Here is a 25,481-nt window from a genome sequence, read left to right as displayed (position 1 = left end):
GCAAAAACAAGCAAGTGCTTGGTAGGTTACGCTAGGGCTCATGACTGCGACCAATCTTGCCGACCGAGGTGTCGACCTGGGTCGACATCCGGGATCGGTGGACGACTTCGCGTCGTCGGTCGGCACCTGGCTACGCGAGAACCTGACCGGGGAGTTCGCGTCCCTCGTCGGACGTGGCGGACCGGGAAGCGAACACGAGTTCTTCGACCGACGCCTCGACTGGGACCGGCACCTGGCCCGCGCGGGCTGGACCTGCCTCGGTTGGCCGACCGAACACGGCGGCCGCAACGCCACTCTCGCCCAGCGCATCGCGTTCCACACCGAGTACGCCCGCGCCGACGCCCCGGCCCGGGTCAACCACCTCGGTGAGGAACTACTGGGTCCCACGCTCATCGCCTTCGGCACCGACGCCCAGAAGGAACGGTTCCTCCCACCGATCGCCGACGTCTCCGAGTTGTGGGCCCAGGGATACTCCGAACCCGGCGCCGGATCCGATCTCGCGAACGTGTCCACCACCGCACGGCTCGAAGACGGACGCTGGGTCCTCAACGGCCAGAAGATCTGGACTTCACTCGCCCACGTCGCGCAGTGGGTGTTCGTGCTGTGTCGCGTCGAGCGCGGGTCGACGCGCCACCACGGCCTCGGCTTCCTGCTGGTGCCGCTCGACCAGCCCGGCATCACCGTGCGACCCATCCAACAGCTCACCGGCACATCGGAGTTCAACGAGGTCTTCTTCGACGACGCCGTCACCGACGCCGACCTCATCGTCGGTGCACCGGGCGACGGGTGGAAGGTCGCGATGGGGCTCCTCGAGTTCGAGCGCGGCGTCTCGACCCTCGGCCAGCAGGTCGGCTTCGCCCGGGAACTCGACCGACTGATCGACCTGGCGAAGACCACCGGCGCCGCGTCCGATCCCGACATCCGCGGGCGACTCGTGTCCGCGCACGTGGGCCTGCGGGTGATGCGCGCCCACGCCCTGCGCACCCTCGCCACGGTCGACACCGGAGGCGCCGGCGGCCAGGCGTCGGTGTCGAAGCTGCTGTGGGCCAACTGGCATCGCGATCTCGGCGAACTCGCGATGGCCATCTCGGGGGCTCCGGCGCTCATCGCCCCCGACCACACCAGCGAGGGCGTCGTCAACGACATCACCACCCCCGAACGTGTCGAACTCGGTCCCTGGCAACGGTTGTTCCTCTTCACCCGCGCCGACACCATCTACGGTGGCTCGAACGAGATCCAGCGCACCATCATCGCCGAACGGGTGCTCGGCCTGCCGCGAGAGGCGCGACCATGACTTCTGATCTGTCGCCCGTGGATCTGTCGCAGCCGCCCGCGGAGATCCCCGGCCACGGACTGCTCGCGGGCCGCAAGGTCGTGGTGACCGCAGCGGCGGGGACCGGCATCGGCTTCGCCACCGCACGTCGTGCGCTGCTCGAGGGCGCCGACGTCCTCGTCAGCGACTTCCACGAGCGCCGGCTCGGTGAGACCGTCGAGAAACTCGTGGGCGAGTTCCCGGATCAGACCGTGGCCCAGGCGGTCTGCGACGTCTCCGAGACCAGCCAGGTCGACGAGCTCATCGCTGTCGCGGCCCGCGAACTCGGCCGGATCGACGTCCTGGTCAACAACGCCGGCCTTGGTGGTGAGACGCCGATCGTCGAGATGACCGACGAGGCGTGGGACCGCGTCCTCGACATCACGCTGAACAGCACCTTCCGCGCCACCCGCGCGGCGCTGCGGTATTTCGCCTCGGTGCCCCACGGTGGTGTCATCGTCAACAACGCCTCGGTGCTCGGCTGGCGGGCGCAGAAGGGTCAATCCCATTACGCCGCAGCGAAAGCCGGTGTGATGGCATTGACCCGGTGCTCGGCGATCGAGGCGGCCGAGTACGGCGTGCGCATCAACGCCGTGGCGCCGTCGATCGCGAAGCACCCGTTCCTGGCCAAGGTGACCAGCGACGAACTGCTCGACGAACTGGCCTCCCGGGAGGCCTACGGCCGGGCCGCGGAGGTGTGGGAGATCGCCGCCACCATCGCGATGCTCGCCAGCGACTACACCACCTACCTGACCGGCGAGATCGTCTCGATCTCCAGCCAACGCGCCTGAGCGAAAAGGAATTCTCGATGTCACAACCGCAGGCCTACATCGTCGACTCCATCCGGACCCCGGTCGGCAAACGCAACGGGTCGCTGGCGAAGACGCACCCCGCCGACATGGGTGCCCACGTCATCAACGCCGTCCTCGAGCGCACCGGCATCGATCCGAATGTCGTCGACGACGTCATCTTCGGGTGCGTCGACACCATCGGACCGCAGGCGGGCAACATCGCCCGCTCGGCGTGGCTGGCGGCCGGTCAGCCGTTGGACGTACCCGGTACCACTGTCGACCGCCAGTGCGGATCATCGCAGCAGGCAATCCATTTCGCCGCCCAGGCGGTGATGAGCGGAACCCAGGACGTGGTGCTCGCCGGCGGCATCCAGAACATGAGCGCCATCCCGATCTCGTCGGCGATGCTCGCCGGGCGCGAGTACGGGTTCGACACCCCGTTCAGCGGATCGAACGGCTGGGCCGAACGTTTCGGCGACGCCGACATCTCGCAGTTCACCGGTGCGGACATGATGGCCAAGCGGTGGGAGATCAGCCGCGAGGACATGGAGGGGTGGGCCCTGCAGTCGCATCAGCGTGCGCTGGCCGCCATCGCCGAGGGTCGTTTCGAGAAGGAGACCGTGGCGCTGGGGGAGTGCGTCGTCGACGAGTGTCCCCGCGAGACCTCGCTCGAGAAAATGGCCGGGCTCAAGGTCTTGGCCGAGGGATCGTCGCTGACCGCCGCTGTCGCGTCACAGATCTGCGACGGCGCCGCGGCCACGCTGGTCGTGTCGGAGGCGGCGCTGAAGCAGCACGGCCTCACCCCGCGCGCCCGGATCCACCACCTGTCGGTGCGCGGTGACGACCCGGTGATGATGCTCTCGGCGCCCATCCCGGCCACGAAGTGGGCGCTCGAGAAGACCGGACTGTCGATCGACGACATCGATGTCGTCGAGATCAACGAGGCGTTCGCTCCGGTCGTGCTGGCCTGGTTGAAGGAGACCGGCGCCGATCCCGCCCGGGTCAATCCGAACGGCGGCGGCATCGCCCTGGGTCACCCCCTCGGTGCCACCGGCGCGAAACTCTTCTCGACCCTGCTGCACGAACTCGAGCGCACCGGCGGCCGCTACGGCCTCCAGACGATGTGCGAGGGCGGCGGAACCGCCAACGTCACCATCATCGAACGCCTCTGACGCCAGTTGGGCACGTAACGCCCGCAGTTGGGCAGGTAACGCCCGCAGTTGGGCATGTGACTATCTCGGTTTGTGCCACTCGACGATGTACCGCCACATGGGGAGAAGGCGAAAGGTCGCGCCGGGCATGACGCGCGCGACGGCAGCGTCGATCTCGGTGTAGGTGTGCGGAGGCGGCCAGACGATCGGCGCGGTGTGTTCCCACAGTCCTCGTCGGCGCGACAGGTATTGGTGCTGCACGAGTCCGGCGACGTGTAAAGCCATCTCCCTCGGCCGTGACGTGCGACCGAGGCCGACGATCGCGACCACCCCGCCCGGGGCGGTCAGTTCCGCGCACCGTCGCAGCGCCGCATCGACGTCGGGGATGTGGTGCAGGGTCGCGATCGAGGCCACCACATCGAACGACCCGGGCTCGAACGGATGGGTCATCACGTCGTCGACGATCCACTGCACGTCGGAACTCTCGGCCTTCGCCGTTTCGACGACCGGCGCGTGGACATCAATCCCGGTCACCTCGGGGACGATCTCGGCGAGGTCGGCAGCGAGCAGCCCGTTCCCGGTCCCGACGTCGAGTGCGGTCTGAGCATCGGCCGGCACGGTGTCGAGGATCAGCCGGTGGTAGTGGATGTTGTGGTTCCACCGTGGACTCTCGGCCGGGTCTGCCGACAGGAAACGTGGGCGCTTTCTCACGACATCCGATCGTACTGTCGTACAGAACGGGTCGACCGCTAGGCCGCGGGGTACAGCGGAGCGTCTGGCCACGTGATGTCGATGCGTGGCGCACGCTGGTGTTCGACATCGATGACCTGTGGCGATGGTCCTTCGATGTCTGGAAGTTCGACCCACGGGTCACTACTCGTCGAATGCTGTTGGAGCAGTTCGTCGATGCGGTGTAGGTGATTGGCGCGGAGCTTTTCCGGTGGGTCGGTGTTGCGGCGCCAGCCGTAGCGGCCGCGGTCGGGGCCTTCGGTGATCTTCTCGGTGCTCCACTGATGCGGTTCGGATCCGACGGCCCGGTTGTGGCGTCCGCAGGCGGGTGCCATGTCGGTCGCATCGGTGAGTCCGCCGTCGGCCCAATCAGCTTCCGCGTGATGCATTTCTGTGTGGGCGAACGGGACACGACAGTCGTCCTTGCTGCATCCCCTGTACTGGGCGAACGCCATCAAGCGCTGCGTCTGCGACGCGAGACGCCGGCCGCGGCCGAAGAACAGGGGCTCGTTCGTGACGTCGCTGAACACCGCGGGGTGGGTTTGCGCTTCAGCAGCGAGCTTGATGACGTCATTGGTTCTGAAAAACCGCTGACCGTGCCGAAAAGCGACATCGAGCGTGCTTCGAACACGCGCAGGTCACCTCCGAACAGAGCACGCTCGATCGCGCTTTTCGGCACGGTCAGCGCATCGTCGCGCACCTAGCCGACGGTTGCGCTGGGACTGACTGCGGCAGTCTCGGTCAGCTGCCTCTTTCAGCAACTGCGGGTCGGCGTCGGCGTGATCGCCTTTCGGTGACTGATCGTCGTCGGGATTGTTCATCCCGGGCGCGGCCCATTTGGCGAGGACGACGTCGAACAGTGCGCGAGTGATCGGGTCGAGCGTTGCGGTCAGTTTCGACATCAGCTGCGAGTCTTGGCAACCGAGGTTCAGTTTCCGGTTGCGTGCGCGGTCGCGATCGTCGGTGAGGGTGCCGTCGGGATCGAGGTGAGCCAAGATCCGTACACCGGCGGCGCCTATCTCTTTCGGGGTCAGTGTGGTTGCGAATTCGGCCAGGACTTCCTCTGCCCGCGCTCGCTGTTCCACATCGACGGCCGAGGGGATCTTCTTCATTACGTCCAACACCGCGTGCACGTGATCTGGCCCGATTGAACCGGCCGCCAACTCGCGAGCCGTGTTCGGGCACACCGGTGGCAGCTTCTCACCGGTCATCGCGTGCATCGGCTCCAACGCCTGCACGGCCTGTAACCGCTTCTTCGGCTGACTGATCCGCAGTTTCGTCTGCAGGAACTCGGTGACGGTCACGCATCCCACGGTCCGGTGGGCGTCGCGGTCGGAGACCTCGAGGATGCGCTGGTTGCCGATGGATTCGAATTGGCGGACAACGGTGTGGTGGTCGATAGCAAGTTGTGCGACGGTCTCGTCGTCGTGGGCGTCTGCGGTCTCTTCGGCGATCTCCTTCACCAGGGCTTGCAGGGCAGCGTATTTCGCCACGAGATCGCTCACGGACTGCCCCCTCCCCAGGTGTGACTGTACGTCTATTCTAGCACGCGTGTTCGAGGTGTGCTAGATTGATTTTCGCGAATGTTGTTCGCTGTGAGCATATTTGGGGTTCTTCGGTTGCCGTCTACTACCGCCGACTGTGCCGAAACTCTTCGCCGAGTGTGCGTCGTTTCGCTTTCGGCGAGCGCTGTGTTGTCTGCACACTCGACCCGACTTTCGGCACCAAGCACAGTCGGCACTTCGACTCCCGTCGCGGTGTGGTCGTCTTCTCCTGTCGCTGACGGGGCGGAAGCCAGGCGCCGCGTGTGCGTTGTTTCGTCGTCGTCCCGCGTTGCGCGGTCTGCACACTCGACGGCCGTTTCCGTCCAGTCAGCATCTCCGGCTCATGTCGCGCAGTGACTGTGCCGAAACTCTTCGCCGAGTGTGCGTCGTTTCGCTTTCGGCGAGCGCTGTGTTGTCTGCACACTCGACTCGAGTTTTGTCACAGTCAGCACCTGTGGCTCACGCACTCGGCACCATCAGTCGCCGTGCGCTGTCAGTAGGCGATGGTCTGCGCGATGGCGACGGCGACGAGGCCTGCCGACAGCGACACGAACGACAGCCCCGACGCGGTGCGGTAGACGAGCGTCTCCTGGATCTTCTCCTCGAAGGCCAGCGGCACGAACAGCAGCGGGTTGACGATCGCGCCGATGGTGACGAGCACCAGGACCCACGCAGGGGTGTCGGTCGCGACGAGTCCGACGGCGATCAGCAGCAGGCCCATGAGGATCCAGTCGAGGTGCGTCTGGAACACGCGACGGTGGTGCTTGATGCCGACCTTGTGCAGCCACTGCGGTTTGTCGACGACGAGCACCATCGCGAAGCCGGACAGCGCGCCGACGGCGAGCGACCACAGACCGATGACCGGGAGCAGGTCTCTCATGAGGCCGAACTCTACGGTCCGGGTCCACCCGGTGGCGCGGGAGGTGTGATGTGGCGCATACTGCAAAGCAACACATCGATGAGTTTGTGTCATTGACGATCGAAGGAGATCGACCCCCATGAGCACACCCAGCACGCAGAAGGCCCCGGCCGCGCATTTCCGGTCGGCCGACGAGCGGTCGCTCGACGAGCTCCTCGAACTGCAGCGCGCGGCCTTCCTGCGCGACGGCATCCCCGACGCGGCCACCCGTATCGACCGGATCAACCGTCTGTCGGCCCTGTTGCTCGACAACGCCGAGGAGATCGCCGAGGCGCTCGACGCCGACTTCGGCACCCGACCGCGCGACCTCTCGATCGCCACCGACGTGGCCGGCTGCATGATCGACCTCGCCCATCAGCGCAAGCACGTCGCACAGTGGATGCGCACCGAGAAGGTAGCCAAGGCGATGGGCGCCGCCGGGTTCTCGCAGCGCATCCGGCACGATCCGCTCGGAGTCGTCGGCATCATGGGCCCCTGGAACTTCCCGTTGCAGCTGACCGTGGTCCCCGCCGGCTCGGCGTTCGCCGCCGGCAACCGCGTGATGATGCGCCCATCGTCGGTGACCGCCCGCACCACCGCGGTGCTGGCGAAGCACGCGCCCGACTACTTCTCGTTGGAGGAGTTCGCGGTCCTCACCGGCGCACACGGTTCGGGCTCGGACTTCGCGAAGCTCAAGGTCGACCACATGTTCTTCACCGGTTCGCCCGGGGTGGGCGCCTCGGTCGCCACCGAGGCCGGCCGCAACCTGGTGCCCGTCACCCTCGAGCTCGGCGGCAAGAACCCGGTCGTGATCGACATCGACGCCGACATCGATGATGCGGCCAAGCGTCTCGCCGACGCCCGGATGGTCAACAGCGGCCAGGTCTGCCTCTGCCCCGACTACGCCTTCGTGCCCGAGGCTCACCTGCAGCGCTTCACCGATCTCATCGTCGCGCGGTGGCGACAGAACTACCCCTCGATCCTGCGCAACGAGCAGTTCACCTCGACGGTCAACGAGAAGAACTACACGCGCATCGTCGATCTCATCGACGACGCCGTCAGCCTCGGCGCCACCAAGCGACAGGTCGTCCCGCCGGGTGAGAAGCTGCCCGACGCCGACGCGCGCAAGATCCCGCCGACCGTGCTGACCGGTGTGAAGGCGGGGATGAAGATCGAGGAGGACGAGGTCTTCGGGCCCGTGCTGACGCTCTATCCCTACCGCGACCTCTCCGAGGCCGTCGACCACATCAACGGCCACGGACACCCGCTGACCATCTACTGGTTCGGCCCCGACAACGAGCGGTACGAGGCGCTGCAGCGGTCCACACGCTCGGGATCGGTGAACGGCAACGACTTCGCGCTCAACCTGCTCAGCGCCGAACTCCCGTTCGGCGGTGTCGGCGGCAGCGGAATGGGCAGCTATCACGGCAAATTCGGCTTCGCGACGTTCTCGCATGCCCGCGCGGTCACCCACTCACGGATGCCGATCAGCTTCGGACAGCTGATGTCGGCGCCGTTCACCTCCATGGACAGCCGATCGACGAATCTGCAGCTGTCGATGTGGAAGTGGATCACGCGACGGGCGACGCGCAAGAACCGCTGACCGCTGACGGGCAGGTCACCAAACCGAGCGCTTGCTAGGGTCGATGCGATCGACCCTCGATCGGGAAGGTGGCCGCCCGTGGCCTCGTCACGACGCGACGAGCTGCTCGCCCTCGCCGGGCGCATGTTCGCCGAGCAGGGTCTGCGCACCACCACCGTCCGCGACATCGCCGACGCGGCGGGGATCCTGTCGGGCAGTCTGTATCACCACTTCGATTCCAAGGAGTCGATGGTCGACGAGATCCTGCGGCAGTTCCTCGACGACCTGTTCGCGCGCTATCACGAGATCGTGGACGCCGATCCGCCCGCCGACGAGGCCCTGACCCGGTTGGTGGTCGCGTCGTTCGAGTCGATCGATCGCGACCACCATGCGGTGGCCATCTATCAGGACGAGGCCAAGCGCCTGTCGTCGCTGGAACGGTTCGGCTACATCGCCGAACGCAACCGCGAGTTCCGCGGACTGTGGGAGACGATCCTGGCCAAGGGCGTACGCGACGGCACCTTTCGGGCCGATCTCGACGTCGAGCTGGTCTACCGCTTCCTCCGCGACACCGTGTGGGTGGCCGTGCGGTGGTACCGCCCGGGCGGGACGATGCCCGCGCAGACGGTGGCCGATCAGTATCTCGGCGTCGTCCTGCACGGACTCGTCCCGCGCTGATCGATCGCTGGTCGCCCGATCAGCGGGCCGCGGTGCTACTTCGCGGTGAGCGGGTGGATCTTGAGTGCGCCGAGATGCTCGCCGACCTTGCCCATGGCGGCGGTCAGGTGCGGCGAGGACATGTGGGCGTCGAGATCGGACTGCGCCTTCCACAGCTCGACGGTGACGAAAGTGCCCGGCTCGGCCTGTGATTCGTACAGGTCGTAGGAGATGCACCCTGCTTCCTCGCGGGTGGCGGCGGCGAGCTCGGCGAGTGCGTCTCCGACCTCCTTCTCGAAACCGGGCTTGGCCGGGATGGTCGCCACCACATGCAGATCGCTCATCGACAACGCTCCTTCGCGCTCGAGGTCTCGGCGGGCGCCGACACCTTCGCCTCGAACGTACCGGTCGCGCGGATGCGTGGGGCGCGAGTGGCTCAGCGCAGGATCCGCAGCACCGCGCCGACGACGAGATCGGTGACGGCGGCACGACCGGCCGGCTCGTTCGCGCCCAGCTCCCCGTCGGACCGCAGGGCGATCACCGACTCCACCAGGCGGAACGGCACCGCGGTGCGCGGGTCGTCGTGGCCCACGATCTCGCCGGCGATCGCCGCGTAGACGTCGCGCAGGGCGAGGCGTGCCGACCGGAAGTCCTCGAACCGCTCACCGCGCACGTCGGGCAACAGGTACAGGGCACCGAGGTTCCATCGCGACGTGACGAGTTGGTCGACGTCGAAGCGGACCAGGTCGGTCATCCGGTCCCGCGCGTCGGCGTCGGGATCCAGCGCGAGCGCGAAGTCCATGGTGGGGGAGACGGTCTCCTGTAGCAGTGCCGCGAGGATGTCCTCCTTGGTCCCGAAGTGGTGGTAGAGCGACGCCTGGCGTAGTCCCACCGCCTCGGCGATCGCGCGGGTCGACGTACCCGCGAAACCCTGTGTGGTGAACAGTTCCCCGGCCGCGTCGAGGATCTCCTCGCGCGGGTTGCCGCCGACGCGGCGCTGCGCCACCAGGCGCGGTCGACCGGGTCCCGTCGTGGCGGGCTGACGGATGCTCACCCGCCCGAGGTTACTGCCGAACAGCCCTCGTCTCGGCGGTGAGCACTCGTTGACACGGTGTTCACAGACGCGAAACCGCCGGAAACCCGGAGGTCGTTACATTTCGATCATCCGATAGAAAACCGCTCCGGTGATGCAGCGGGCACGAGACACAGGAGTGCTGACATGACCGCCCTCGAACCACCCACCATGGCCACGCGAGACGACGGCAACCAGCAGTACTCCTCGGCCGCCGACGCCGAGGCCCTCTCGCAACTCGGCTACACCCAGGAGCTGCACCGAGGCATCGGCGGATACGCGGCCTTCGCCTCCGGGTTCTCCTTCGTGTCCATCCTCACCACCGTGTTCGCCCTGTTCGCATTGGGATTCGGGCTCGGTGGGCCCAGCTTCTTCTTCACCTGGCCGATCGTGTTCGTGTGCCAGTTCTGTGTCTGCCTGGTGTTCGCCGAACTGTCGGGCAAGTTCCCGGTCGCCGGCGCCATCTATCAGTGGTCGCGGCGTCTGGCCGGCAACGGGGTCGGCTGGTTCGCCGGGTGGTTCATGCTGATCGGCTACATCGTCAGCGTCTCGGCGCTGGCGATCGCGATGCAGAGTGTGCTCCCGTCGATCTGGTCGGGCTTCCAACTCGTCGGCAGCGACACCGCACTCGCCTCGGTCTCGGGCGCGACGAACGCGATCATCCTGGGCAGCATCACGATTGCGCTGTGCACCGTCATCAGCGCCGTGGGTGTGTCGTTCATGGGCCGCATCACCATCATCGGCGTCACCATCGAGATCATCGGTGTGGTCCTGCTCGTGGTGCTCATGTTCGTCCATTCCGAGCGCACGCCCGCGCAGGCCGTCCTCGACACCGGAGGTCACGGCACGGGTCTGGGCTACCTGCCCGGGTTCCTCACCTCGATGCTGATGGCCGCCTACGTGATGTACGGATTCGACTCTGCCGCAGAGCTGTCCGAGGAGACCCGCGACCCGCGCCGTACCGCGCCGAAGGCGATCGTGAACGCGCTGCTGGTCTCGTTCATCGGTGGCGGCCTGATGATCCTGGGCGCACTGATGGCGGCCCCCTCGCTGGGTGCTCCCGAGCTGTCGGCCGACGGCATCGCCTGGGTGATCACGAGCCAGCTCGACACGTGGATGGGGAAGACGCTGTTGACGATCGTCGCGATCGCCATCTTCTCGGCCACCCTCGCCATCCAGGCCTCGGCGTCGCGCGTCATGTTCTCCATGGCCCGCGACAACCGACTCCCGTTCGGCTCGTTCCTGGCGAAGGTCAACTCCCGCACCGGGACCCCCGTCAACACCGGCATCGTGGTGAGCGCACTGGCGATCGCGGTCCTGCTGGTCAACCTCGGGCAGGCCAGCGTGTTCGCCGCCATCACCAGCGTCTCGGTGGTCATCGTCTACATCGCCTACCTGATGGTCACGATCCCCGCACTGATCCACCGGCTCCGCGGCACCAGCCTCAGCTTCGGTCGCCCGGTTTTCGACCTGGGTCGATGGGGGATCCTCGTCAACGTCATCGCCGTGGTGATGGGCACGTTGCTGATGATCAACATCGCCTGGCCACGCGCCGAGGTGTACGACCCCGACGGCACGTCGTGGTTCCTGCACTACTTCGCGATCATCTTCGTGGCGCTCACCCTCGTCGTCGGGGCCGCGGCCTACCTGCGGGTCCGCAACCTCCCCGGCGCACCGGTCCCGACCGACGCCCTCGTCGGCGCGAAGCGGTCGCGATGAGCGCGCCCACCGCCTCCACCACCGGCGCCAAGGCCCACGCACGCGCGCAGGAGGGTGCGATCACCGACTCGATGCCGGTGGTGCCTGCGTCGCGCTGGCCGCAGCCTCCGAGCGGTGTCGCGCCCGACGCCATGACCTGGGCCGAGACCGTTCCCGGCGGTCGCTACGCCACCAAGGTCCTCGCCCGCGGGACCCGCCTGCGTCTGCGCGACGTCACCGGCAGCGCGTGCGCGCACATCCTGTTGTGGCGCGCCGACGCCCCGTGGGAGCGACTCAACGTCGCCGACACCGTGAAGGTGCCGTGGCAGGCCTACCTCGGCGAGGGTCACCCCCTGCTGAGCGACCAGGGTCGGGTGCTCGCGACCGTGGTCGCCGACGACTCCGGCCACCACGACGCCCTCTGCGGCACCACCACCCTCGCCGGCAACGCGGCGAAGTACGGTTCGGGACAACTGCATTCGCAGAGCCCGGCCGGGCGTGAGCTGTTCACTGTCGCCGCCGCGAAACACGGACTCACCCCCGCAGACGTCGCGCCGTCGGTGTCGTTCTTCCACGGGGTCGTCGTCGAATCCGACGGGAACCTCACCTCGAAGGGGTCGGCCGGACTCGACAAGTGCGTCGACCTCGTCCTGCACCTGCCGTGCATCGTCGCGATCGCCAACACCGCACACCCGGTCGACCCGGCGCCGGAGTTCGACACCGGTCCGCTCGAGGTGCTGGCCTGGCGTGCCCACGCCGACCTCGCCGACCTGATCGCCCGCGCCGCCGACGCCGATCCCGAATACCGACGCGCCGTGGCCAATTCCGAGGACGCGGCCCTCGCCGCGTCCTGACCAGAGGAGCTCACCATGTCTGCCCCCGCTGTAGCGACCGCCGCCGATCAGGCGCTGGTCCCCGGCACCGTCATCACCGACTCCGAGGTCGACCCCCGCGGCCCGTGGTCGCAGGTCGTCGCCGCCGGTGACGTCCTCACGATCGTCGATCTGTACGGCAACCAGGCCGTCGACACCCTGTTCTACGGCGTGACCGCCGGCGGGACGGTCGATCCCGTGGCCCGCTACTCGGCGCAGGCGACGATCAGCGCGCAGGGCAACGTGTTCCTGACGACCGGTTCGGTGATCCGCGACCAGGAGTCGAACCCGCTGATGACCATCGTCGCCGACGAGGTCGGCAATCACGACACCCTCGGCGGCGCCTGCTCGCAGGAGTCGAACACGTTGCGGTACGGCCACCACACGAAGCATCAGCACGCGTGCGTCGAGAACTTCCTGATCGAGGGCGCACGGCACGGCCTGGGCAAGCGCGACATGGTCGGCAACGTGAACTTCTTCATGAACGTCCCGGTCGATCCCGACGGCGCGCTGGGCATCGTCGACGGTCTCTCGGCGCCCGGCAAGCGACTGGCCCTGCGTGCCGAGGTCGACACCCTCGTCCTGATCTCGAACTGTCCGCAGATCAACAACCCCTGCAACGGATTCGACCCGACCGCCGTGCGTGTGATCGTCACCCGTCCCGAGGCCGGCTGATGTCGACGATCGTCGTCGACCGGGCCGGACCGATGACCACCGTGCAGGACTGGCCGGGTCGGATCGGGTACTGGGACGTCGGCGTGCCGCCGTCGGGGCCGATGGACGACCTGTCGTTCCGGCTCGCCAACATCGCCGTCGGCAATCCCGAGGGCGCGCCGGGCTTGGAGGCGACCATGATCGGCCCGACCCTGCGTTTCACCGGCGACGCCGTCGTCGCCGTGACCGGCGCCCCGGCACCGGTCACCCTCGACGGCGAGCCGGTCGCGCAGTGCGCCCCCATCGCCGTCACGGCGGGATCGGTGCTGGCGGTCGGCGCGGTCACCCTCGGCATGCGGGCGTACATCGCCGTCGCCGGAGGGTTCGCCGCACAGGAGTTCCTCGGCAGCGCAGCGACGTTCACCCTCGGTCGCTTCGGCGGCAAGGACGGACGTTCCCTGCGCGACGGCGATCAGCTCACCGTCGCCGATCACGCCCCCGCGGGTGCCGCGCGACGCATCCAGTACGAGGAGGAACCCGCCATCGGGTCGCGCTGGGAGCTCGCGGTCACCGTCGGTCCGCACAGTGCACCGGAGTTCTTCACCGACGACGACATCGCGACCCTGTACGCGACCGACTACGAGGCGCACTTCAACTCCGACCGCACCGGCATCCGCCTGATCGGGCCCAAGCCGCGATGGGCGCGCGACGACGGGGGAGAGGCGGGCCTGCACCCGTCGAACATCCACGACACCGCCTACTCGGTGGGCGCCCTCGACTTCACCGGCGACACCCCGATCCTGCTGGGCCCCGACGGCCCCAGCCTGGGCGGTTTCGTGTGCCCGGTGACCGTGACCACTGCCGACCGATGGAAGCTGGGCCAGATCGCCCCGGGCAACCGCGTGCGGTTCGTCCCCGTGCGCGCGTCGGAGGCCGCCGATCCGCGGTCGATCGGCGGATCGCGACGCTCGCAGTACATCCCGGTGGTCTCCACCGGCGGCGACGACGACCACGGCGTGCTCGCGACCGCCGACACCGTCGACGGCGGATCCACCGTCACCTACCGCCGCAGCGGTGACGACAACGTGCTCGTCGAATACGGCGACATGGCACTCGATCTCGCATCACGGGCACGGGTGCACGCGCTGGCCGAACGGATCGAGCACGACCGTCCCGCAGGCCTCGTCGATCTCACACCCGGCATCCGCTCGCTGCAGGTCAAGTTCGATCCGTCCCGCATCGGGCAGCAGACCGTGCTCGCGTGGTTGCGTGAGTGCGAGGCCGAACTCCCGTCGGTCACCGATCTCGTCGTCGAGAGCCGCACCGTGCATCTGCCCCTGTCGTGGGACGACCCGGCGACGCGCGAGGCCACCGAGCGCTACATCCACGGCGTCCGCGCCGATGCGCCGTGGTGCCCGTGGAACATCGAGTTCATCCGACGCATGAACGGACTTCCGTCGGTCGACGACGTATACCGCGTGGTGTTCGACGCCGAGTACCTCGTCCTCGGCCTCGGAGACGTGTATCTCGGTGCGCCGGTCGCGGTCCCGACCGATCCGCGACACCGCCTGGTCACCACCAAGTACAACCCCGCCCGCACGTGGACGCCGGAGAACGCCGTCGGCATCGGCGGCGCGTACCTGTGTGTCTACGGGATGGAGGGTCCCGGCGGTTACCAGTTCGTGGGTCGCACCACGCAGGTCTGGAACCACCGTCACCCGCAGGCCACCGTCGGCTTCGATCCCGAGAACCCCTGGCTGCTGCGGTTCTTCGACCGCATCCGCTGGTACCCGGTGAGCGCGGAGGAACTGCTGGACATGCGCGCCGACACCGCCGCCGGTCGCGGCCACATCCGGATCGAAGACGGGCGGTTCTCCATCGCCGAGCACCAGGCGTTCCTCGACGCGAACGCCGAGGACATCGCGGCATCGCGGGCGGCGATGGAGGCCGCACGCGCGCTCGAACGCCTGCGCTGGTCCGACGGCGGCGAGGTCTCCGTCGCCCGGGAGCGTGTCGCGTGACCGCGACCGTCGCGACCGGCCGCATCGCCGACATCCACGCCGAGATCGCACGCACCGGGCGCGGTGAGGTGTTCATCCACCTGCGCCCCGAACGTGAGGTCGAGGCCGAGCTGGCCGCATCGGTGGCCGCCGCCGGACCGCTCGCCGGTGTCGTGCTCGCCGTCAAGGACAACGTCGACGTGGCCGGCCTGCCGACCACGGCCGGGTGCCCGTCGTTCGCGCGCATCGCCGACACCGACGCGCCGGCCGTGGCCGCCCTGCGTGCCGCGGGTGCGGTCGTGATCGGGAAGACCAACCTCGACCAGTTCGCGACCGGTCTGGTCGGGACGCGCAGCCCCTATGGTGCTGTGCGGGATTCGCGTCGACCCGATCACATCTCCGGTGGCTCGAGCTCGGGGTCGGCGGTGGCGGTGGCCCTCGGGTTCGCCGACATCGCGATCGGCACCGACACGGCCGGCTCGGGTCGGGTGCCCGCGGGTCTGCAGGGCATCGTCGGGATCAAGCCCACGGTGGGGGTCGTCTCCACCGCGGGTGTCGTGCCGGCGTGTGCCAGCTACGACTGCGTCACGGTGTTCGCCGCCGACCTCGACACCGCCGACCGGGCGATGGGTGTGATGGCGACGGCGGCCGGCCCGCGGCCATTCCCCTCCGACACGGCACTCGCCGCGACCCGTGATCCGGTGATCGCCGTTCCCGCCGACCTGTCGATGCTCGACTCGGAGTGGCGGGCGGCGTTCAGACATTTCGTCGAGACAGCAGCGGCAACAGGCTGTTCGGTCCGCGAGATCGACATGAGCGACTTCCTCGCCGCGGCCGCGCTGCTCTACGACGGTGCGCTGGTCGCCGAACGCCACGATGCCGTCGGTGCGTTCGTGGGGACGGGTGCACCGGATCTCGATCCCACCGTGGCGCGCATCATCGGTGCGGCGTCACGGTTCTCGGCAACCGACCTGCTCGCCGACCGCAGACGCGTCGCCGATCTCGCGGCCTCCGCACTCGCACTCCTCGACGGCGTCGACGCACTCGTGGTCCCGACCGCCCCGGCGCATCCGACGCTGGCCGAGGTGGCCGCCGACCCCGTCGGCGTGAACTCGCGCATGGGCACGTTCACGAACTTCTGCAACCTCTTCGACATGTGCGCCCTCGCGGTCCCCGCCGGCACGGCCGGGCCCGCACAGTTCGGTGTCACGCTGCTCTCGGGGGCCCATCGCGACGCGGTGCTCGTCGATCTCGCCCGCCGTATCGCCGGGGCGGTGACCGAGGCGAGCTGGGCCGAGAAGGTCAGCGACACGGTCGAACTCGCCGTGTTCGGCGCACACCTGCGGGGGCAACCGCTCGATCATCAGCTCATCGATCGCGGCGCCCGGTGGGCGGGTGAGCTGCTCACCGCACCGGCCTATCGTCTCGTCGCACTCGACACGACGCCGCCGAAACCCGGACTGGTCCGCGACGATGTCGACGGGCGGGCGATCCGCGGCGAGAAGTGGGTGCTGTCGTCGGCCGCACTGGGTGGCTTCCTCGCGGAGCTGCCGTCGCCGATGCTGCTGGGATCGATCGAGCTCGCCGACGGGTCCGACATCGTCGGGTTCGGCGCGCAGGCCCAGGCTCTCGCCGCCGGGACCGATCTGACGGTCGACCACTGGCTGGATCGCTGAGACCGGCCCCGACCCCGGATTTGCTACCGTGGACGGCAGTCACAACGGCACTCGGACGAGCGCGCCGTACCCGACCAGCGACAAGACGGTGCTCAGGAGTCCGTCATGGCGTGGTTGGTTCTCATCATCTCCGGTGTCTTCGAAGCGATCTGGGCGACGGCGCTCGGGAAGTCCGAGGGCTTCAGTCGTCTGACGCCGTCCGTCGTCTTCGCGATCGGGCTCGTCGCGAGCATGGCCGGTCTCGCCTACGCGATGCGCGCTCTCCCGATCGGCACCGCGTACGCGGTCTGGGTGGGCATCGGCGCGGTGCTCACCGTCGCCTACGCCATGCTGACCGGTGACGAGTCGGCCTCGTGGACGAAGATCGTCCTCCTCGCGGTCATCGTGGGAGGTGTTGTGGGACTGAAGGTCCTGCACTGAACACCGGTCACCCGACGGCGAACACGTCCAGTTCGACCGTGGTCGGTGTGCGTTCCCCCGTGGCGACGAACAGGGTGTCGCCGAGCCAGGCGTACTCCGGATGGGCGCTCGACAGGCGTGGCTGGGTGCGGAAGTAGATGCGATCCGGATCCACCGGCTCGTCGCGGAGCAGCGCGGCGACGTCGTCCGCGCTGCCCACTCGGAGACCGACGTTCTCGACCGCGACACGTGCGCCGTCGTCGGTCTCGAGGGCGTACCGCGCGTCGAGTTCGGTGACCCGCTCCGAGCGCAGGTACTGGTGATCGGCGCCGGTCGGCAGCACCCGCCCGCGCAACCGCGGGCCGGTGACGGATCCACCCAGGATCGGCACGATGCGCCGATGGCCGTCGGGGAGGTCGCCGAGATCGATCGCCGGCCCCACGTCGATCGCGAGGTGCGCGACGAACTCCAGGGGCGGTGCGGAGCGGGTGACCATCAGTTGGTGCGGTCGGCGAATCCCTCGGGCAGGTCCGACGGACCGACGGAGATCACCGATTCGTCGTCGGCGCCCACGAACTCGAACAGCGTGATGTAGGCGAACTCGGGGACGACGTAGATCGGGTAGGTGGGCCCGGCGTCGCGGAACGTCCGCATCTCGTCGAGGTGGTCGTTCTGGAACACGACGGTCTTGGAACCGGCGTCCTCGACCCACTTCGGGAAGAAGATCGTGCCGTGCAGTCGGCGCTTGCCGGGGAGCACGTTCACCACGACCGAGGTGCCGGTCGGCTCGTTCCAGGAGATCTTGAAGACGTCGTCGTCGAGGGCGACGAGATCGACCCCCTGGTCCTTCACCCAGCGGCCGCCGACCATGCCGGTGTGGATGCGGTAGTCGATCGTCGTCGCGTTCTTCACATACATCTCGTACTGCCACGAGTTCGCGTAGGTGTAGATGAACCGGTGCCCGACGATGGCGGACAGGTCCTGGGTGGGGATGGGGTGCGCAACGGATGTGGTGGTCATGTCGATAATTTTGTCACAAAATCATTACCTGTGGCAATAGTCCTTCGCGATGGCTACTGTCTCCTCACCAGGGGAGGTCTGACGTGTCCGGCAGTGGAACAGCGGTGAACGGCGACGCATCGGCACCCTCGACGTCGCAGATCGCGACCGACCTCGGTCGGGTCATCGGCCCGCTGCGGCGCGCGATCCTGCGGTCCGCGCGATCGGCGGAAGGCCTTCCCGACCTGCCCGACGCCCACATCCAGGTGTTGCGCGCCCTCGCCGAACGATCACCGCAGACCTCCGGGGAACTCGCGGCCGGCCTCAATCTGGCCCGCCCCACCATCAGCAATGTGCTCCGGGCGATGACCACCGCCCGTCTGGTCACCCGGTTGCCCGGGGCCGACGACATGCGCCAGGCGTGGATCGCGCCCACCGACCATGCGCGCGATCTGCTGGAGCGGTACGACCGCGCGAGTTCGGTGCTCATCGACACGGTGTTGTCCGGGCTCACGACCGCGCAACTGACCGCGGTCGCCGATGCCCTGCCGGTGCTGCACGAGATCGCCATCGGACTCGCGCACCGCACCGACGACGTCGACTGACATCAGCGTCGCCGCGCGATCATGGCGCGGGGGGTGCCGGAGACGGTGATCTCGCTCGCGCCGACGGCGTCGATCAGCTCGTGGCGCAGATCGATCTTCGTGGTCTCTTCGAGCACGAGGAACCGCGAGTAGGTGAAGACCGAGTCGAGCCACTCCTCGGTCGACACCGACTGCGTCATCGGGAACTCCTCGGTGCGCACGTCGAATCCGGCTGCGGTGAACCGCCCCACCACCTCGTCGGTCGCGCGGCGGGCGGCGGTGTCGCCGAGGGGCATCACACGCTCGATCACCGCCCGTATCCGGGGATCGTCGAACGAGCGCCAACTCGCCTCGTGCGCGAGCAGCGCCACGTGGCCGCCGGGCGGCACGATCGCGGCGAGCCGCGGAAGAGCCACCTCGGGATCGACCCAGTGCCAGGACCGCGCGAACACCACGAGGTCGAACTGCCGACCGTCGGGATCCCACTGCTCGAACGTACCCTCCTCGACGACAACACCTTTCGCGCGGGCGATCGCGGCCATCTGCGGATCGGGTTCGACGCCGAGCACCTCGCATCCCCGCGCGACGAGTGCGGCCGCGGCCTTCCCGGTGCCGGTCCCGACGTCGAGCACCCGCGGACCCAGTTCGGCGACCGCGTCCATCATCTCGCCCGGGAAGTCCGGTCGATGCCGCTCGTAGTTGTCGGCCTCGGCCCCGAAACTCAGGGCGAGCCTGCGATCGGTGTGCACCGGACGAGTCGGTGCGGTGGCGGTCGCCACGTAGGCGACGCCGGCGACGGTCACCCCGTCGGGACCGACGAGCGCGGCGAGATCGCTGCGCAGCGAGACCTTGTCGGCGTCGGGGAGCACGATCTGCGCGGAGAAGGTGAACACCATGTCGAGCCAGTCGTCGGTCGTGTACTCCGCGCGTACCGGGTACGTCTTCTCCGTCACGGTGAAGCCGCCCGCGGTCAACGCGTCGGCCAGCGAGACGTCGTCGCTCGAACTGCGCGGAGCGGTGGCGGGGGTGTACCGCCGATAAACCGCGTCGAACTCCTCGGCCGACGGCGACTCGGGATTGGTCATGTGCCACAACAACACGAGCCGACCGCCCGGGTTCAGCAGCGACATCGCCGTGGGAATGGCGACGGCGGTGTCGACCCAGTGCCACGACTGAGCGAACAGGATGAGATCGAACGTCCGTCCCGCGGCGTCCCACTGTTCGAAGGTGCCCTGTTCGACCGCGATCCCCTTGGCCGCGGCCACCTCCCCCATCGCCGCATCCGGCTCGAGCGCGAGAACCTCGAGTCCGCGATCGGCGAGCTGTGCCGAGGCGATGCCGGTGCCCGCCCCGACGTCGAGTACGAGCCCACCTCCGGCCGCGGCCGCGATGTCGTCGATCACCTCATCGGGATATCGGGGGCGGTGGGCGTCGTAGGCGCGCGCCACCGCACCGAACGAATCCGCGCGATCACGTTGTGCGTACAGGGGATCGGAGTCGGCCACGGCGTCCAGCGTAACCAGCGGCGCGAGGGGGTCGCCGCGCTCGATCAGTCGATTCGGGCGAGTGCGGCGATCCGGTCACGGGCGTCGCCGACGATCGACTGGATCAGTGCCTCGCAGCTGGGGAGGTCGTCGATCATGCCGACAACCTGACCGGAGGCGAGGACGCCGGCGTCGGTGCTTCCGTCGACCAGACCCGCCTTGAGGAGCATCGGGGTGTTGCCGGCCATGATGATCTGCTGCCAACTGCGCTCGCCGGATTTCCGCATGCTGCGGCCGTCGGTGAGCATCGCGGTCCACTTCATGCCGGTCATCTGCTTGAACTCGTTGGCGTTGCGCGCGGCGGCGACGAGCGCGCTGACCGGGTTGCCGCCCTCGAGCTTGTTCACCAGCGAGGTGCGCAGCACCCGGTGTGGCATGCCGTCCACCTTGGTCGACACGACGGTGTCGTTCAGGGTGCGGCCCAGGTACTCCTGCTTCACCGAATCGGGCACGGTGCTGTCGGAGGTGAGCAGGAAGCGGGTGCCCATCGCGACACCGGCCGCGCCGTAGGAGAGTGCGGCGGCGAGACCACGACCATCGAAGAACCCACCCGCCGCAACGACGGGAATTCCTCCCTGGAGAGCGTCGAGGACCGACGGCAGCAACAACGTGGTGGCGACCGGACCGGTGTGACCGCCGCCCTCGCCGCCCTGCACGATCACCGCGTCGGCACCCCACGAGGCGACCTTCACCGCGTGTTTCGCCGCGCCGATCGACGGGATCACCACGATGCCGTGGTCCTTGAGCTTGCTGATGAGGTCCTTCTTCGGCGCCAGCGCGAACGAGGCGACCCGCACCTCCTCGCGGATCAGCAGGTCGATCCGTTCGCCCGCATCGGTGGCATCGGCACGGATGTTCACCCCGAACGGCCTGTCGGTCAACGACTTCGTCTTCTTCACGGCCATCTCGAGCTCGTCGAAGGTCATGGTCGCCGAGGCGAGGATCCCGAGCCCCCCCGCATTCGACGTCGCCGAGGTCAACGATGCCCCCGACACCCACCCCATGCCGGTCTGCACGATCGGGTAGTCGCATCCGACCAGCTCGGTGAAGGCGGTCCGCATCGGCGCCGCCCGACCGGTCATCGGCTGACCTCGACCGGCTTGACCTCTCGCTCGCGCAGGCCTTTCGGGTCGATCACCGTGCGGATCAACTCGAGTTCGTCCGCGTCGGGTTCGCGGGTCACGCCCGCCGACTCGAGGTCGGCGATCTCGAAGCCGGTGTTCGCGGCGACCTCCTCGGCCGTGACACCCGGATGCAGTGAGCGCGCTCGCATCGTGTGGTCGGGCCCGCCGAAATCGAACACACCGAGGTTGGTGACCACGCGATGGATGTCGAGGTATCGGTACGCCGGGTTGTTCGGGTCGACCTGGTCGTAGCCCACCCCGGACACCACGTCGACCTCGCCGCCGAATACGCGCGACGAGTGCTTGGCCACCCAGTAGCTCGTCGGATGGTTGAGGGTGTTGCCGGGAGCCCCACGCACGCCGAACATCTGGCGGGTCGGGTGCTGCAGCGGCCCGAACGCCGACAGGTTCTGGTTGCCGTGGCGGTCGATCTGGTTGGCGCCCATCACCACATGACGCCGACCCGATGCGACGACGTCGAACACCTTGCGGAACGGCATCCACCCCTCGATGGGCGCCGAACGTCCCACGGCCGGGGTGTCGGCGAAGATCAACGCCTCACCGTCGGTGATCAGCAGGTCGGGTTCGGTGGTCAGCCGCGCCAGGCGTGCACCGATGAGCGGGGTCGTCGCCATGGGTGACGCCATGATCTCCCCTGCGCCGCTGAAGATCTCGGCGCAGGCGATCACGCAGATCTCCGCGCGGGTCACGTCACTCATGCTTTTCCTCCCGCTTGCTCGGCGTCTCGCCGGGCCGCCCATTCGAGCACCCGTTCCTGATATGTCGCCTCGTCGACCCGCAGGAAGCGGTCGGAGAAGGCCTCCCATGACGCCGGGTCGGCCGCCGATTCGGCGTAGAAACGCTGGAAGGCCTCGTCGCGGCCGTAGTCGCCGGCGAAGGTGAAATGCGCACCGCCCGGCGCGTGGATCACCCGGTCGACGTTCATGCGGTTGAGCAGCATGCGTTGCAGGGGAACCTCGTCGACGAGCTCGGCGGTCTCGACCACCCGGTCGACCTCCAGGAGGCGTCGCCGCGCGGCCCCGCAGAACAGGTCGTCGAAGTACGGATCGACACCGGTGTAGGCCGCGTTGCCGTGCACGTCGGCGATGTCGAGATGCACCAGCGCGACGTCGAGGTCGAGGGCGGGCATGGCGATCAGCGTCTGCACGCGACCGTCGGCGTCGGGATAGGGCGAGGCGACCGTGCGCAGCTCGCCACCCCAGAAGTCGAGCACCGACGATCCCAGGCCGGCACGGATCGGCAGGAACGGCAGTCGCGACGCGGCCGCCTCGAGCCCGCATTTCACCATGCCCTCGTCCATCTCGCGGACCTCGATGGCGCCCGTGGTGCGCGCATGGGCGAACCACGGATCGTAGAAGGGCGGCGAATCCAGCGACACGAACCCGTAGTAGGCCTTGCTGACCTTGCCTGCGGCGCACAGCAACCCGAGATCGGGCCCGCCGTAGGTGACCACGGTGAGGTCGGTGGCCCCCGACCGGGCCAGCGCCCGCACCAGGGCCATCGGCTTGCGCCGCGATCCCCATCCACCGATCCCGATCGTCATCCCGCTCGAGATCTCGGCCACGGCCTCCTCGAGCGAGCAACTCTTGTCGGTCTGCGTCCGCACGGCCGCTGTCATGCGCGGGCCTTTCCTGTGGTGACGAAGGCGTCGCGGTGTTCGTCTGCGACACCGGCGAGGTTGAGTTCGAAGGTGTAGCCCTGCTCGAGGCGGTAGCTCGTCTTCACGTCGACCGGGTCGATGCCGTTGATGGCCTCCTTCGCCGCGCGGATCACCCGCGTGTCCTTCGCGGCGATGAGTCGGGCGACCTCGAGTGCAGCGTCGAGCAGCCCCTCGCGCGGCACCACCCGGTACACCGAACCGAAGTGCTCGAGTTGCTGCGCGGTCACGTTCTGGGCGGTGAAGTACAGCGTCCGCATGAGGTGTTGCGGTACCAATCGGGCGAGATGCGTGGCCGCGCCGAGTGCGCCGCGGTCGACCTCGGGGAGTCCGAAGACGGCGTCGTCGGAGGCGATCACCACGTCGGCGTTGCCGACGAGGCCGACGCCACCGCCCACGCAGAACCCGTTGACCGCCACGATCACCGGCACCGCGCAGTCGTACACCGCACCGAAGGCGTGGGCACAGCCGCGGTTGGCGCCGATGAGGGCGTCGAACCCCTCGGTGGCCTGCATCTCCTTGATGTCCACACCGGCGTTGAAGCCCCGGCCCTCGGCCCGCAGGATCACCACGTGGGTCGTCGGGTCGGCGCCCGCGGCGATGATCGCGTCGCCGAGGTCGAACCATGCGGCGCTGGGCAGGGCGTTGACCGGCGGGAAATCGACCGTGACGGCCACGACGCCCGGCTCGATCGTCGATGTCGTGATCGGCATGTGCGCTCCCACGTCCTCTCTCGCATACTGTGGCTCGGCTGGTGGTTACCAACCAAACACTTGCTTGGTAGCGTAGCAGGCGGTGAGAGCGACGATCGGAGACTGCGTGGACATCGGACTGGCCGGCAAGGTGGTCGTCGTGACCGGTGGTGTCCGTGGTGTGGGCGCCGGGATCTGCGAGGTGCTCACGTCACTGGGGGCGGTCCCGATCGCCTGCGCCCGCCGCACGGCCGACGATGCGGACAGCGCGGTCGAGTTCGTCTCGTGCGACGTGCGTGACCCCGACGCTGTCGACGCGATGATCGACCGCATCACCGAACGCCACGGCCGACTCGACGGTGTCGTGAACAACGCGGGTGGCTCACCCTTCGCGCCGGCCGCCGACGCCTCGCCGAACTTTCACCGCAAGATCGTGGAGCTGAACATGTTGGCGCCGTTGGTGGTCGCGCAGGCCGCCTACAGCGTGATGCGCTACCAGGACGAGGGCGGCTCGATCGTCAACGTGTCCAGCGTGAGCGGCCACCGCCCGTCACCCGGCACCGCCGGCTACGGCGCGGCGAAGGCCGGTCTCGACAGCCTCACCGGATCGCTCGCCGTCGAGTGGGCGCCACGGGTGCGGATCAACTCGGTGATCGCCGGTCCCGTCCGCACCGAACAGTCCGCGCTGCACTACGGCGACGAGGAGGGCATCGCCGCGGTCGGCGCCACCATCCCCATGGGCCGGATGGCGACCGGCGCCGACGTCGGCCGCGCCGTGGCGTTCCTGCTCTCACCCATGGCCGACTACATCACCGGATCGACCCTCACCGTGCACGGCGGAGGGGAGCGCCCCGCGTTCCTCGACGCCGCCACCACCGACAACCGATGGGAACAGACCAGACCATGAGCACGATCAATTCCGGACGCGTCGCGATCGTCACCGGCGCCGGCCGCGGTATCGGCCGCGAACACGCACTCGCGTTCGCCGCGAGCGGCGCGAAGGTGGTCGTCAACGACATCGGCGCCGGCCTCGACGGCAGCAGAACAGGGGAGTCCCCCGCAGAGCAGGTCGTCGCCGAGATCATCGCGGCCGGTGGTGAGGCCGTGGTGAACGGCGACGACGTCGCGAGCTGGGAGGGCGCCGCCCACCTGGTGGCCCAGGCGATCGACGAGTTCGGGGCGCTCGACGTCCTCGTGAACAACGCCGGTTTCCTGCGCGACAAGATGCTGGTGTCGATGAGCGAGAACGACTTCGACGACGTCATCCGCGTCCACCTCAAGGGACACTTCGCGATGCTGCGCCACGCCGCGGCCCACTGGCGCGAACAGTCGAAGGCCGGCGCGCAGCGCGAGGCACGCATCGTCAACACCTCGTCGGGGGCCGGCCTGTACGGCTCGGTGGGACAGGGCAACTACGCCGCGGCGAAGGCCGCGATCGCGCAGATGACCATTCAGGCCGCCGCTGAACTCGGTGGCTACGGGATCACGGTCAACGCGATCGCGCCGTCGGCCCGCACCCGTATGACCACCAGTGCCGGGGAGGCGATGGCCGCCCAGATGGCCCCGCCGATCGACGGCTCGTTCGACACCATGGACCCGGCGAATGTCTCGCCGCTCGTCGTGTGGCTCGGCTCGCCGGAGTCGCGCGACGTCACCGGTCGCGTGTTCGAGGTGGAGGGCGGCACGGTGTCGGTCACCGACGGATGGCAACGCAGCGCACTGCGCGACAAGGGTTCCCGGTGGGATCCCGCCGAACTCGGTCCCGTGATCGCGGAGATCCTCGCCGAGGCGCCGACACCGTTCCCGGTGTACGGAGCCCGGTGAC

Annotated in this window: 28 protein-coding genes and 1 riboswitch; of the genes, 15 read left to right on the top strand and 13 right to left on the bottom strand. The window is 68.4% G+C overall.

Annotated elements, in window-relative coordinates:
* The first annotated feature begins 40 nt into the window (after nt 1–40).
* From ASG12_RS19815 to ASG12_RS19805, 3 genes are read left to right on the top strand one after another with little or no spacing between them, the layout of a single operon-like run.
* On the top strand, nt 41–1,294 hold the full coding sequence (locus tag ASG12_RS19815; protein WP_055793420.1) for an acyl-CoA dehydrogenase family protein: 1,254 nt from the start codon (nt 41–43) through the stop codon (nt 1,292–1,294).
* Nucleotides 1,291–2,103, top strand: a complete 813-nt coding sequence (locus ASG12_RS19810; RefSeq protein ID WP_055793418.1) for an SDR family oxidoreductase — start codon at nt 1,291–1,293, stop codon at nt 2,101–2,103. Before ASG12_RS19815 ends, ASG12_RS19810 begins: the two co-directional genes overlap by 4 nt.
* Nucleotides 2,104–2,120: 17 nt before the next feature.
* Complete coding sequence (locus tag ASG12_RS19805) at nt 2,121–3,275, top strand: acetyl-CoA C-acetyltransferase (protein WP_055793415.1); 1,155 nt, start codon at nt 2,121–2,123, stop codon at nt 3,273–3,275.
* A gap of 60 nt (nt 3,276–3,335) precedes the next feature.
* Here the strand turns inward: ASG12_RS19805 and ASG12_RS19800 are convergent, their stop codons facing one another.
* From ASG12_RS19800 to ASG12_RS19790, 3 genes are all read right to left on the bottom strand, one after another.
* Nucleotides 3,336–3,965 carry a class I SAM-dependent methyltransferase gene (locus ASG12_RS19800; protein WP_235457644.1) on the bottom strand — a complete coding sequence of 210 codons (630 nt, stop codon included), beginning with the start codon at nt 3,963–3,965 and terminating at the stop codon, nt 3,336–3,338.
* Between the two features lie 38 nt (nt 3,966–4,003).
* A complete protein-coding gene (locus tag ASG12_RS19795) occupies nt 4,004–4,513 on the bottom strand; it encodes an HNH endonuclease signature motif containing protein (protein WP_055793412.1) in 510 nt (169 codons plus the stop codon).
* 108 nt (nt 4,514–4,621) lie between these two features.
* Nucleotides 4,622–5,332, bottom strand: a complete 711-nt coding sequence (locus tag ASG12_RS19790; protein WP_235457823.1) for a DUF222 domain-containing protein — start codon at nt 5,330–5,332, stop codon at nt 4,622–4,624.
* Here ASG12_RS19790 and ASG12_RS22185 point away from each other — a divergent pair.
* Nucleotides 5,303–5,512, top strand: a complete 210-nt coding sequence (locus ASG12_RS22185; RefSeq protein ID WP_235457856.1) for a hypothetical protein — start codon at nt 5,303–5,305, stop codon at nt 5,510–5,512. The two genes, ASG12_RS19790 and ASG12_RS22185, sit on opposite strands and share 30 nt — an antisense overlap.
* A 508-nt stretch (nt 5,513–6,020) precedes the next feature.
* Here ASG12_RS22185 and ASG12_RS19785 read toward each other — a convergent pair.
* Nucleotides 6,021–6,407 (bottom strand): hypothetical protein, encoded by a 387-nt coding sequence (locus ASG12_RS19785; protein ID WP_055793408.1) that lies wholly within the window; start codon nt 6,405–6,407, stop codon nt 6,021–6,023.
* Between the two features lie 118 nt (nt 6,408–6,525).
* Between ASG12_RS19785 and ASG12_RS19780 the strand changes: the two genes are divergently transcribed.
* Both ASG12_RS19780 and ASG12_RS19775 read left to right on the top strand, forming a co-directional pair.
* The gene (locus ASG12_RS19780; protein ID WP_055793405.1) at nt 6,526–8,028 is read left to right on the top strand and encodes an aldehyde dehydrogenase family protein; all 1,503 of its coding nucleotides are present in this window, start codon (nt 6,526–6,528) and stop codon (nt 8,026–8,028) included.
* Between the two features lie 48 nt (nt 8,029–8,076).
* Nucleotides 8,077–8,685, top strand: coding sequence for a TetR/AcrR family transcriptional regulator (locus ASG12_RS19775; RefSeq protein ID WP_055793402.1), 609 nt, complete (start codon nt 8,077–8,079; stop codon nt 8,683–8,685).
* A 35-nt stretch (nt 8,686–8,720) separates the two neighbouring features.
* On the opposite strand, the gene ASG12_RS19770 is transcribed toward ASG12_RS19775, so the two are convergent.
* Nucleotides 8,721–9,008 carry a putative quinol monooxygenase gene (locus tag ASG12_RS19770; RefSeq protein WP_055793399.1) on the bottom strand — a complete coding sequence of 96 codons (288 nt, stop codon included), beginning with the start codon at nt 9,006–9,008 and terminating at the stop codon, nt 8,721–8,723.
* Between the two features lie 92 nt (nt 9,009–9,100).
* A complete protein-coding gene (locus tag ASG12_RS19765; RefSeq protein ID WP_055793396.1) occupies nt 9,101–9,718 on the bottom strand; it encodes a TetR/AcrR family transcriptional regulator in 618 nt (205 codons plus the stop codon).
* A gap of 165 nt (nt 9,719–9,883) precedes the next feature.
* On the opposite strand from ASG12_RS19765, the gene ASG12_RS19760 reads away from it, so the two are divergent.
* The 6 genes from ASG12_RS19760 (at nt 9,884) to ASG12_RS19735 (ending at nt 17,056) form a co-directional block, all read left to right on the top strand.
* Nucleotides 9,884–11,455, top strand: a complete 1,572-nt coding sequence (locus ASG12_RS19760; protein WP_082502176.1) for an amino acid permease — start codon at nt 9,884–9,886, stop codon at nt 11,453–11,455.
* Nucleotides 11,452–12,288, top strand: a complete 837-nt coding sequence (locus ASG12_RS19755; protein ID WP_055793393.1) for an urea amidolyase associated protein UAAP1 — start codon at nt 11,452–11,454, stop codon at nt 12,286–12,288. Before ASG12_RS19760 ends, ASG12_RS19755 begins: the two co-directional genes overlap by 4 nt.
* A 15-nt stretch (nt 12,289–12,303) precedes the next feature.
* Nucleotides 12,304–12,981, top strand: coding sequence for an urea amidolyase associated protein UAAP2 (locus ASG12_RS19750; RefSeq protein WP_055793390.1), 678 nt, complete (start codon nt 12,304–12,306; stop codon nt 12,979–12,981).
* The gene (locus tag ASG12_RS19745) at nt 12,981–14,981 is read left to right on the top strand and encodes a 5-oxoprolinase/urea amidolyase family protein (protein WP_055793388.1); all 2,001 of its coding nucleotides are present in this window, start codon (nt 12,981–12,983) and stop codon (nt 14,979–14,981) included. The genes ASG12_RS19750 and ASG12_RS19745 overlap by 1 nt, the downstream gene beginning before the upstream one ends.
* Nucleotides 14,978–16,636: an allophanate hydrolase gene (gene atzF, locus ASG12_RS19740; protein ID WP_055793385.1), complete on the top strand. Its 1,659-nt coding sequence runs from the start codon at nt 14,978–14,980 to the stop codon at nt 16,634–16,636. Before ASG12_RS19745 ends, atzF begins: the two co-directional genes overlap by 4 nt.
* Nucleotides 16,637–16,666: 30 nt before the next feature.
* A riboswitch (guanidine-III (ykkC-III) riboswitch) is annotated at nt 16,667–16,731 on the top strand.
* 10 nt (nt 16,732–16,741) lie between these two features.
* Nucleotides 16,742–17,056, top strand: a complete 315-nt coding sequence (locus tag ASG12_RS19735; RefSeq protein WP_055793384.1) for a DMT family transporter — start codon at nt 16,742–16,744, stop codon at nt 17,054–17,056.
* Between the two features lie 7 nt (nt 17,057–17,063).
* Here ASG12_RS19735 and ASG12_RS19730 read toward each other — a convergent pair whose 3' ends face one another.
* Complete coding sequence (locus tag ASG12_RS19730) at nt 17,064–17,531, bottom strand: DUF3237 domain-containing protein (protein ID WP_055793382.1); 468 nt, start codon at nt 17,529–17,531, stop codon at nt 17,064–17,066.
* On the bottom strand, nt 17,531–18,055 hold the full coding sequence (locus ASG12_RS19725; RefSeq protein ID WP_055793378.1) for a phenolic acid decarboxylase: 525 nt from the start codon (nt 18,053–18,055) through the stop codon (nt 17,531–17,533). The genes ASG12_RS19730 and ASG12_RS19725 overlap by 1 nt, the downstream gene beginning before the upstream one ends.
* Nucleotides 18,056–18,138: 83 nt before the next feature.
* On the opposite strand from ASG12_RS19725, the gene ASG12_RS19720 reads away from it, so the two are divergent.
* A complete protein-coding gene (locus tag ASG12_RS19720) occupies nt 18,139–18,639 on the top strand; it encodes a MarR family winged helix-turn-helix transcriptional regulator (RefSeq protein WP_200932821.1) in 501 nt (166 codons plus the stop codon).
* A gap of 2 nt (nt 18,640–18,641) precedes the next feature.
* On the opposite strand, the gene ASG12_RS19715 is transcribed toward ASG12_RS19720, so the two are convergent.
* Genes ASG12_RS19715 through echA20 form a run of 5 tightly spaced genes read right to left on the bottom strand, consistent with a single transcriptional unit; the run spans nt 18,642 to nt 23,677 of the window.
* Nucleotides 18,642–20,123 carry a methyltransferase domain-containing protein gene (locus ASG12_RS19715; protein ID WP_055793375.1) on the bottom strand — a complete coding sequence of 494 codons (1,482 nt, stop codon included), beginning with the start codon at nt 20,121–20,123 and terminating at the stop codon, nt 18,642–18,644.
* 44 nt (nt 20,124–20,167) lie between these two features.
* The gene (locus ASG12_RS19710; RefSeq protein WP_055793372.1) at nt 20,168–21,244 is read right to left on the bottom strand and encodes an NAD(P)H-dependent flavin oxidoreductase; all 1,077 of its coding nucleotides are present in this window, start codon (nt 21,242–21,244) and stop codon (nt 20,168–20,170) included.
* Nucleotides 21,241–22,005: a CoA-transferase subunit beta gene (locus ASG12_RS19705; RefSeq protein ID WP_235457633.1), complete on the bottom strand. Its 765-nt coding sequence runs from the start codon at nt 22,003–22,005 to the stop codon at nt 21,241–21,243. The genes ASG12_RS19710 and ASG12_RS19705 overlap by 4 nt, the downstream gene beginning before the upstream one ends.
* The gene (locus tag ASG12_RS19700) at nt 22,002–22,925 is read right to left on the bottom strand and encodes a CoA transferase subunit A (RefSeq protein WP_055793366.1); all 924 of its coding nucleotides are present in this window, start codon (nt 22,923–22,925) and stop codon (nt 22,002–22,004) included. Before ASG12_RS19700 ends, ASG12_RS19705 begins: the two co-directional genes overlap by 4 nt.
* The gene (gene echA20, locus ASG12_RS19695) at nt 22,922–23,677 is read right to left on the bottom strand and encodes a (7aS)-7a-methyl-1,5-dioxo-2,3,5,6,7,7a-hexahydro-1H-indene-carboxyl-CoA hydrolase (protein ID WP_055793363.1); all 756 of its coding nucleotides are present in this window, start codon (nt 23,675–23,677) and stop codon (nt 22,922–22,924) included. The genes ASG12_RS19700 and echA20 overlap by 4 nt, the downstream gene beginning before the upstream one ends.
* Before the next feature lie 106 nt (nt 23,678–23,783).
* Between echA20 and ASG12_RS19690 the strand changes: the two genes are divergently transcribed.
* Nucleotides 23,784–24,563, top strand: a complete 780-nt coding sequence (locus ASG12_RS19690) for an SDR family oxidoreductase (RefSeq protein ID WP_082502175.1) — start codon at nt 23,784–23,786, stop codon at nt 24,561–24,563.
* Nucleotides 24,560–25,480, top strand: coding sequence for an SDR family oxidoreductase (locus ASG12_RS19685; RefSeq protein ID WP_055793360.1), 921 nt, complete (start codon nt 24,560–24,562; stop codon nt 25,478–25,480). Before ASG12_RS19690 ends, ASG12_RS19685 begins: the two co-directional genes overlap by 4 nt.
* Nucleotide 25,481 lies beyond the last annotated feature (1 nt).

Source organism: Williamsia sp. Leaf354, assembly GCF_001424365.1.
Taxonomy (GTDB): domain Bacteria; phylum Actinomycetota; class Actinomycetes; order Mycobacteriales; family Mycobacteriaceae; genus Williamsia_A.
The sequence above is the reverse complement of the archived record's forward strand: the minus strand, read 5'-3'. Positions and strand labels throughout refer to the sequence as shown.

What these genes read in the sequence shown, in the direction of transcription:
- ASG12_RS19780 (WP_055793405.1), top strand. Translation starts at nt 6,526, where the DNA reads ATGAGCACACCCAGCACGCAGAAGGCCCCGGCCGCGCATTTCCGGTCG.
- ASG12_RS19770 (WP_055793399.1), bottom strand. Translation starts at nt 9,008, where the DNA reads ATGAGCGATCTGCATGTGGTGGCGACCATCCCGGCCAAGCCCGGTTTC.
- ASG12_RS19705 (WP_235457633.1), bottom strand. Translation starts at nt 22,005, where the DNA reads ATGAGTGACGTGACCCGCGCGGAGATCTGCGTGATCGCCTGCGCCGAG.
- ASG12_RS19750 (WP_055793390.1), top strand. Translation starts at nt 12,304, where the DNA reads ATGTCTGCCCCCGCTGTAGCGACCGCCGCCGATCAGGCGCTGGTCCCC.
- ASG12_RS19815 (WP_055793420.1), top strand. Translation starts at nt 41, where the DNA reads ATGACTGCGACCAATCTTGCCGACCGAGGTGTCGACCTGGGTCGACAT.
- ASG12_RS19745 (WP_055793388.1), top strand. Translation starts at nt 12,981, where the DNA reads ATGTCGACGATCGTCGTCGACCGGGCCGGACCGATGACCACCGTGCAG.
- ASG12_RS19730 (WP_055793382.1), bottom strand. Translation starts at nt 17,531, where the DNA reads ATGGTCACCCGCTCCGCACCGCCCCTGGAGTTCGTCGCGCACCTCGCG.
- ASG12_RS19735 (WP_055793384.1), top strand. Translation starts at nt 16,742, where the DNA reads ATGGCGTGGTTGGTTCTCATCATCTCCGGTGTCTTCGAAGCGATCTGG.
- ASG12_RS19805 (WP_055793415.1), top strand. Translation starts at nt 2,121, where the DNA reads ATGTCACAACCGCAGGCCTACATCGTCGACTCCATCCGGACCCCGGTC.
- ASG12_RS19810 (WP_055793418.1), top strand. Translation starts at nt 1,291, where the DNA reads ATGACTTCTGATCTGTCGCCCGTGGATCTGTCGCAGCCGCCCGCGGAG.
- ASG12_RS19710 (WP_055793372.1), bottom strand. Translation starts at nt 21,244, where the DNA reads ATGACCGGTCGGGCGGCGCCGATGCGGACCGCCTTCACCGAGCTGGTC.
- ASG12_RS19685 (WP_055793360.1), top strand. Translation starts at nt 24,560, where the DNA reads ATGAGCACGATCAATTCCGGACGCGTCGCGATCGTCACCGGCGCCGGC.
- ASG12_RS19755 (WP_055793393.1), top strand. Translation starts at nt 11,452, where the DNA reads ATGAGCGCGCCCACCGCCTCCACCACCGGCGCCAAGGCCCACGCACGC.
- echA20 (WP_055793363.1), bottom strand. Translation starts at nt 23,677, where the DNA reads ATGCCGATCACGACATCGACGATCGAGCCGGGCGTCGTGGCCGTCACG.
- ASG12_RS19785 (WP_055793408.1), bottom strand. Translation starts at nt 6,407, where the DNA reads ATGAGAGACCTGCTCCCGGTCATCGGTCTGTGGTCGCTCGCCGTCGGC.
- ASG12_RS19725 (WP_055793378.1), bottom strand. Translation starts at nt 18,055, where the DNA reads ATGACCACCACATCCGTTGCGCACCCCATCCCCACCCAGGACCTGTCC.
- ASG12_RS19760 (WP_082502176.1), top strand. Translation starts at nt 9,884, where the DNA reads ATGACCGCCCTCGAACCACCCACCATGGCCACGCGAGACGACGGCAAC.
- ASG12_RS19700 (WP_055793366.1), bottom strand. Translation starts at nt 22,925, where the DNA reads ATGACAGCGGCCGTGCGGACGCAGACCGACAAGAGTTGCTCGCTCGAG.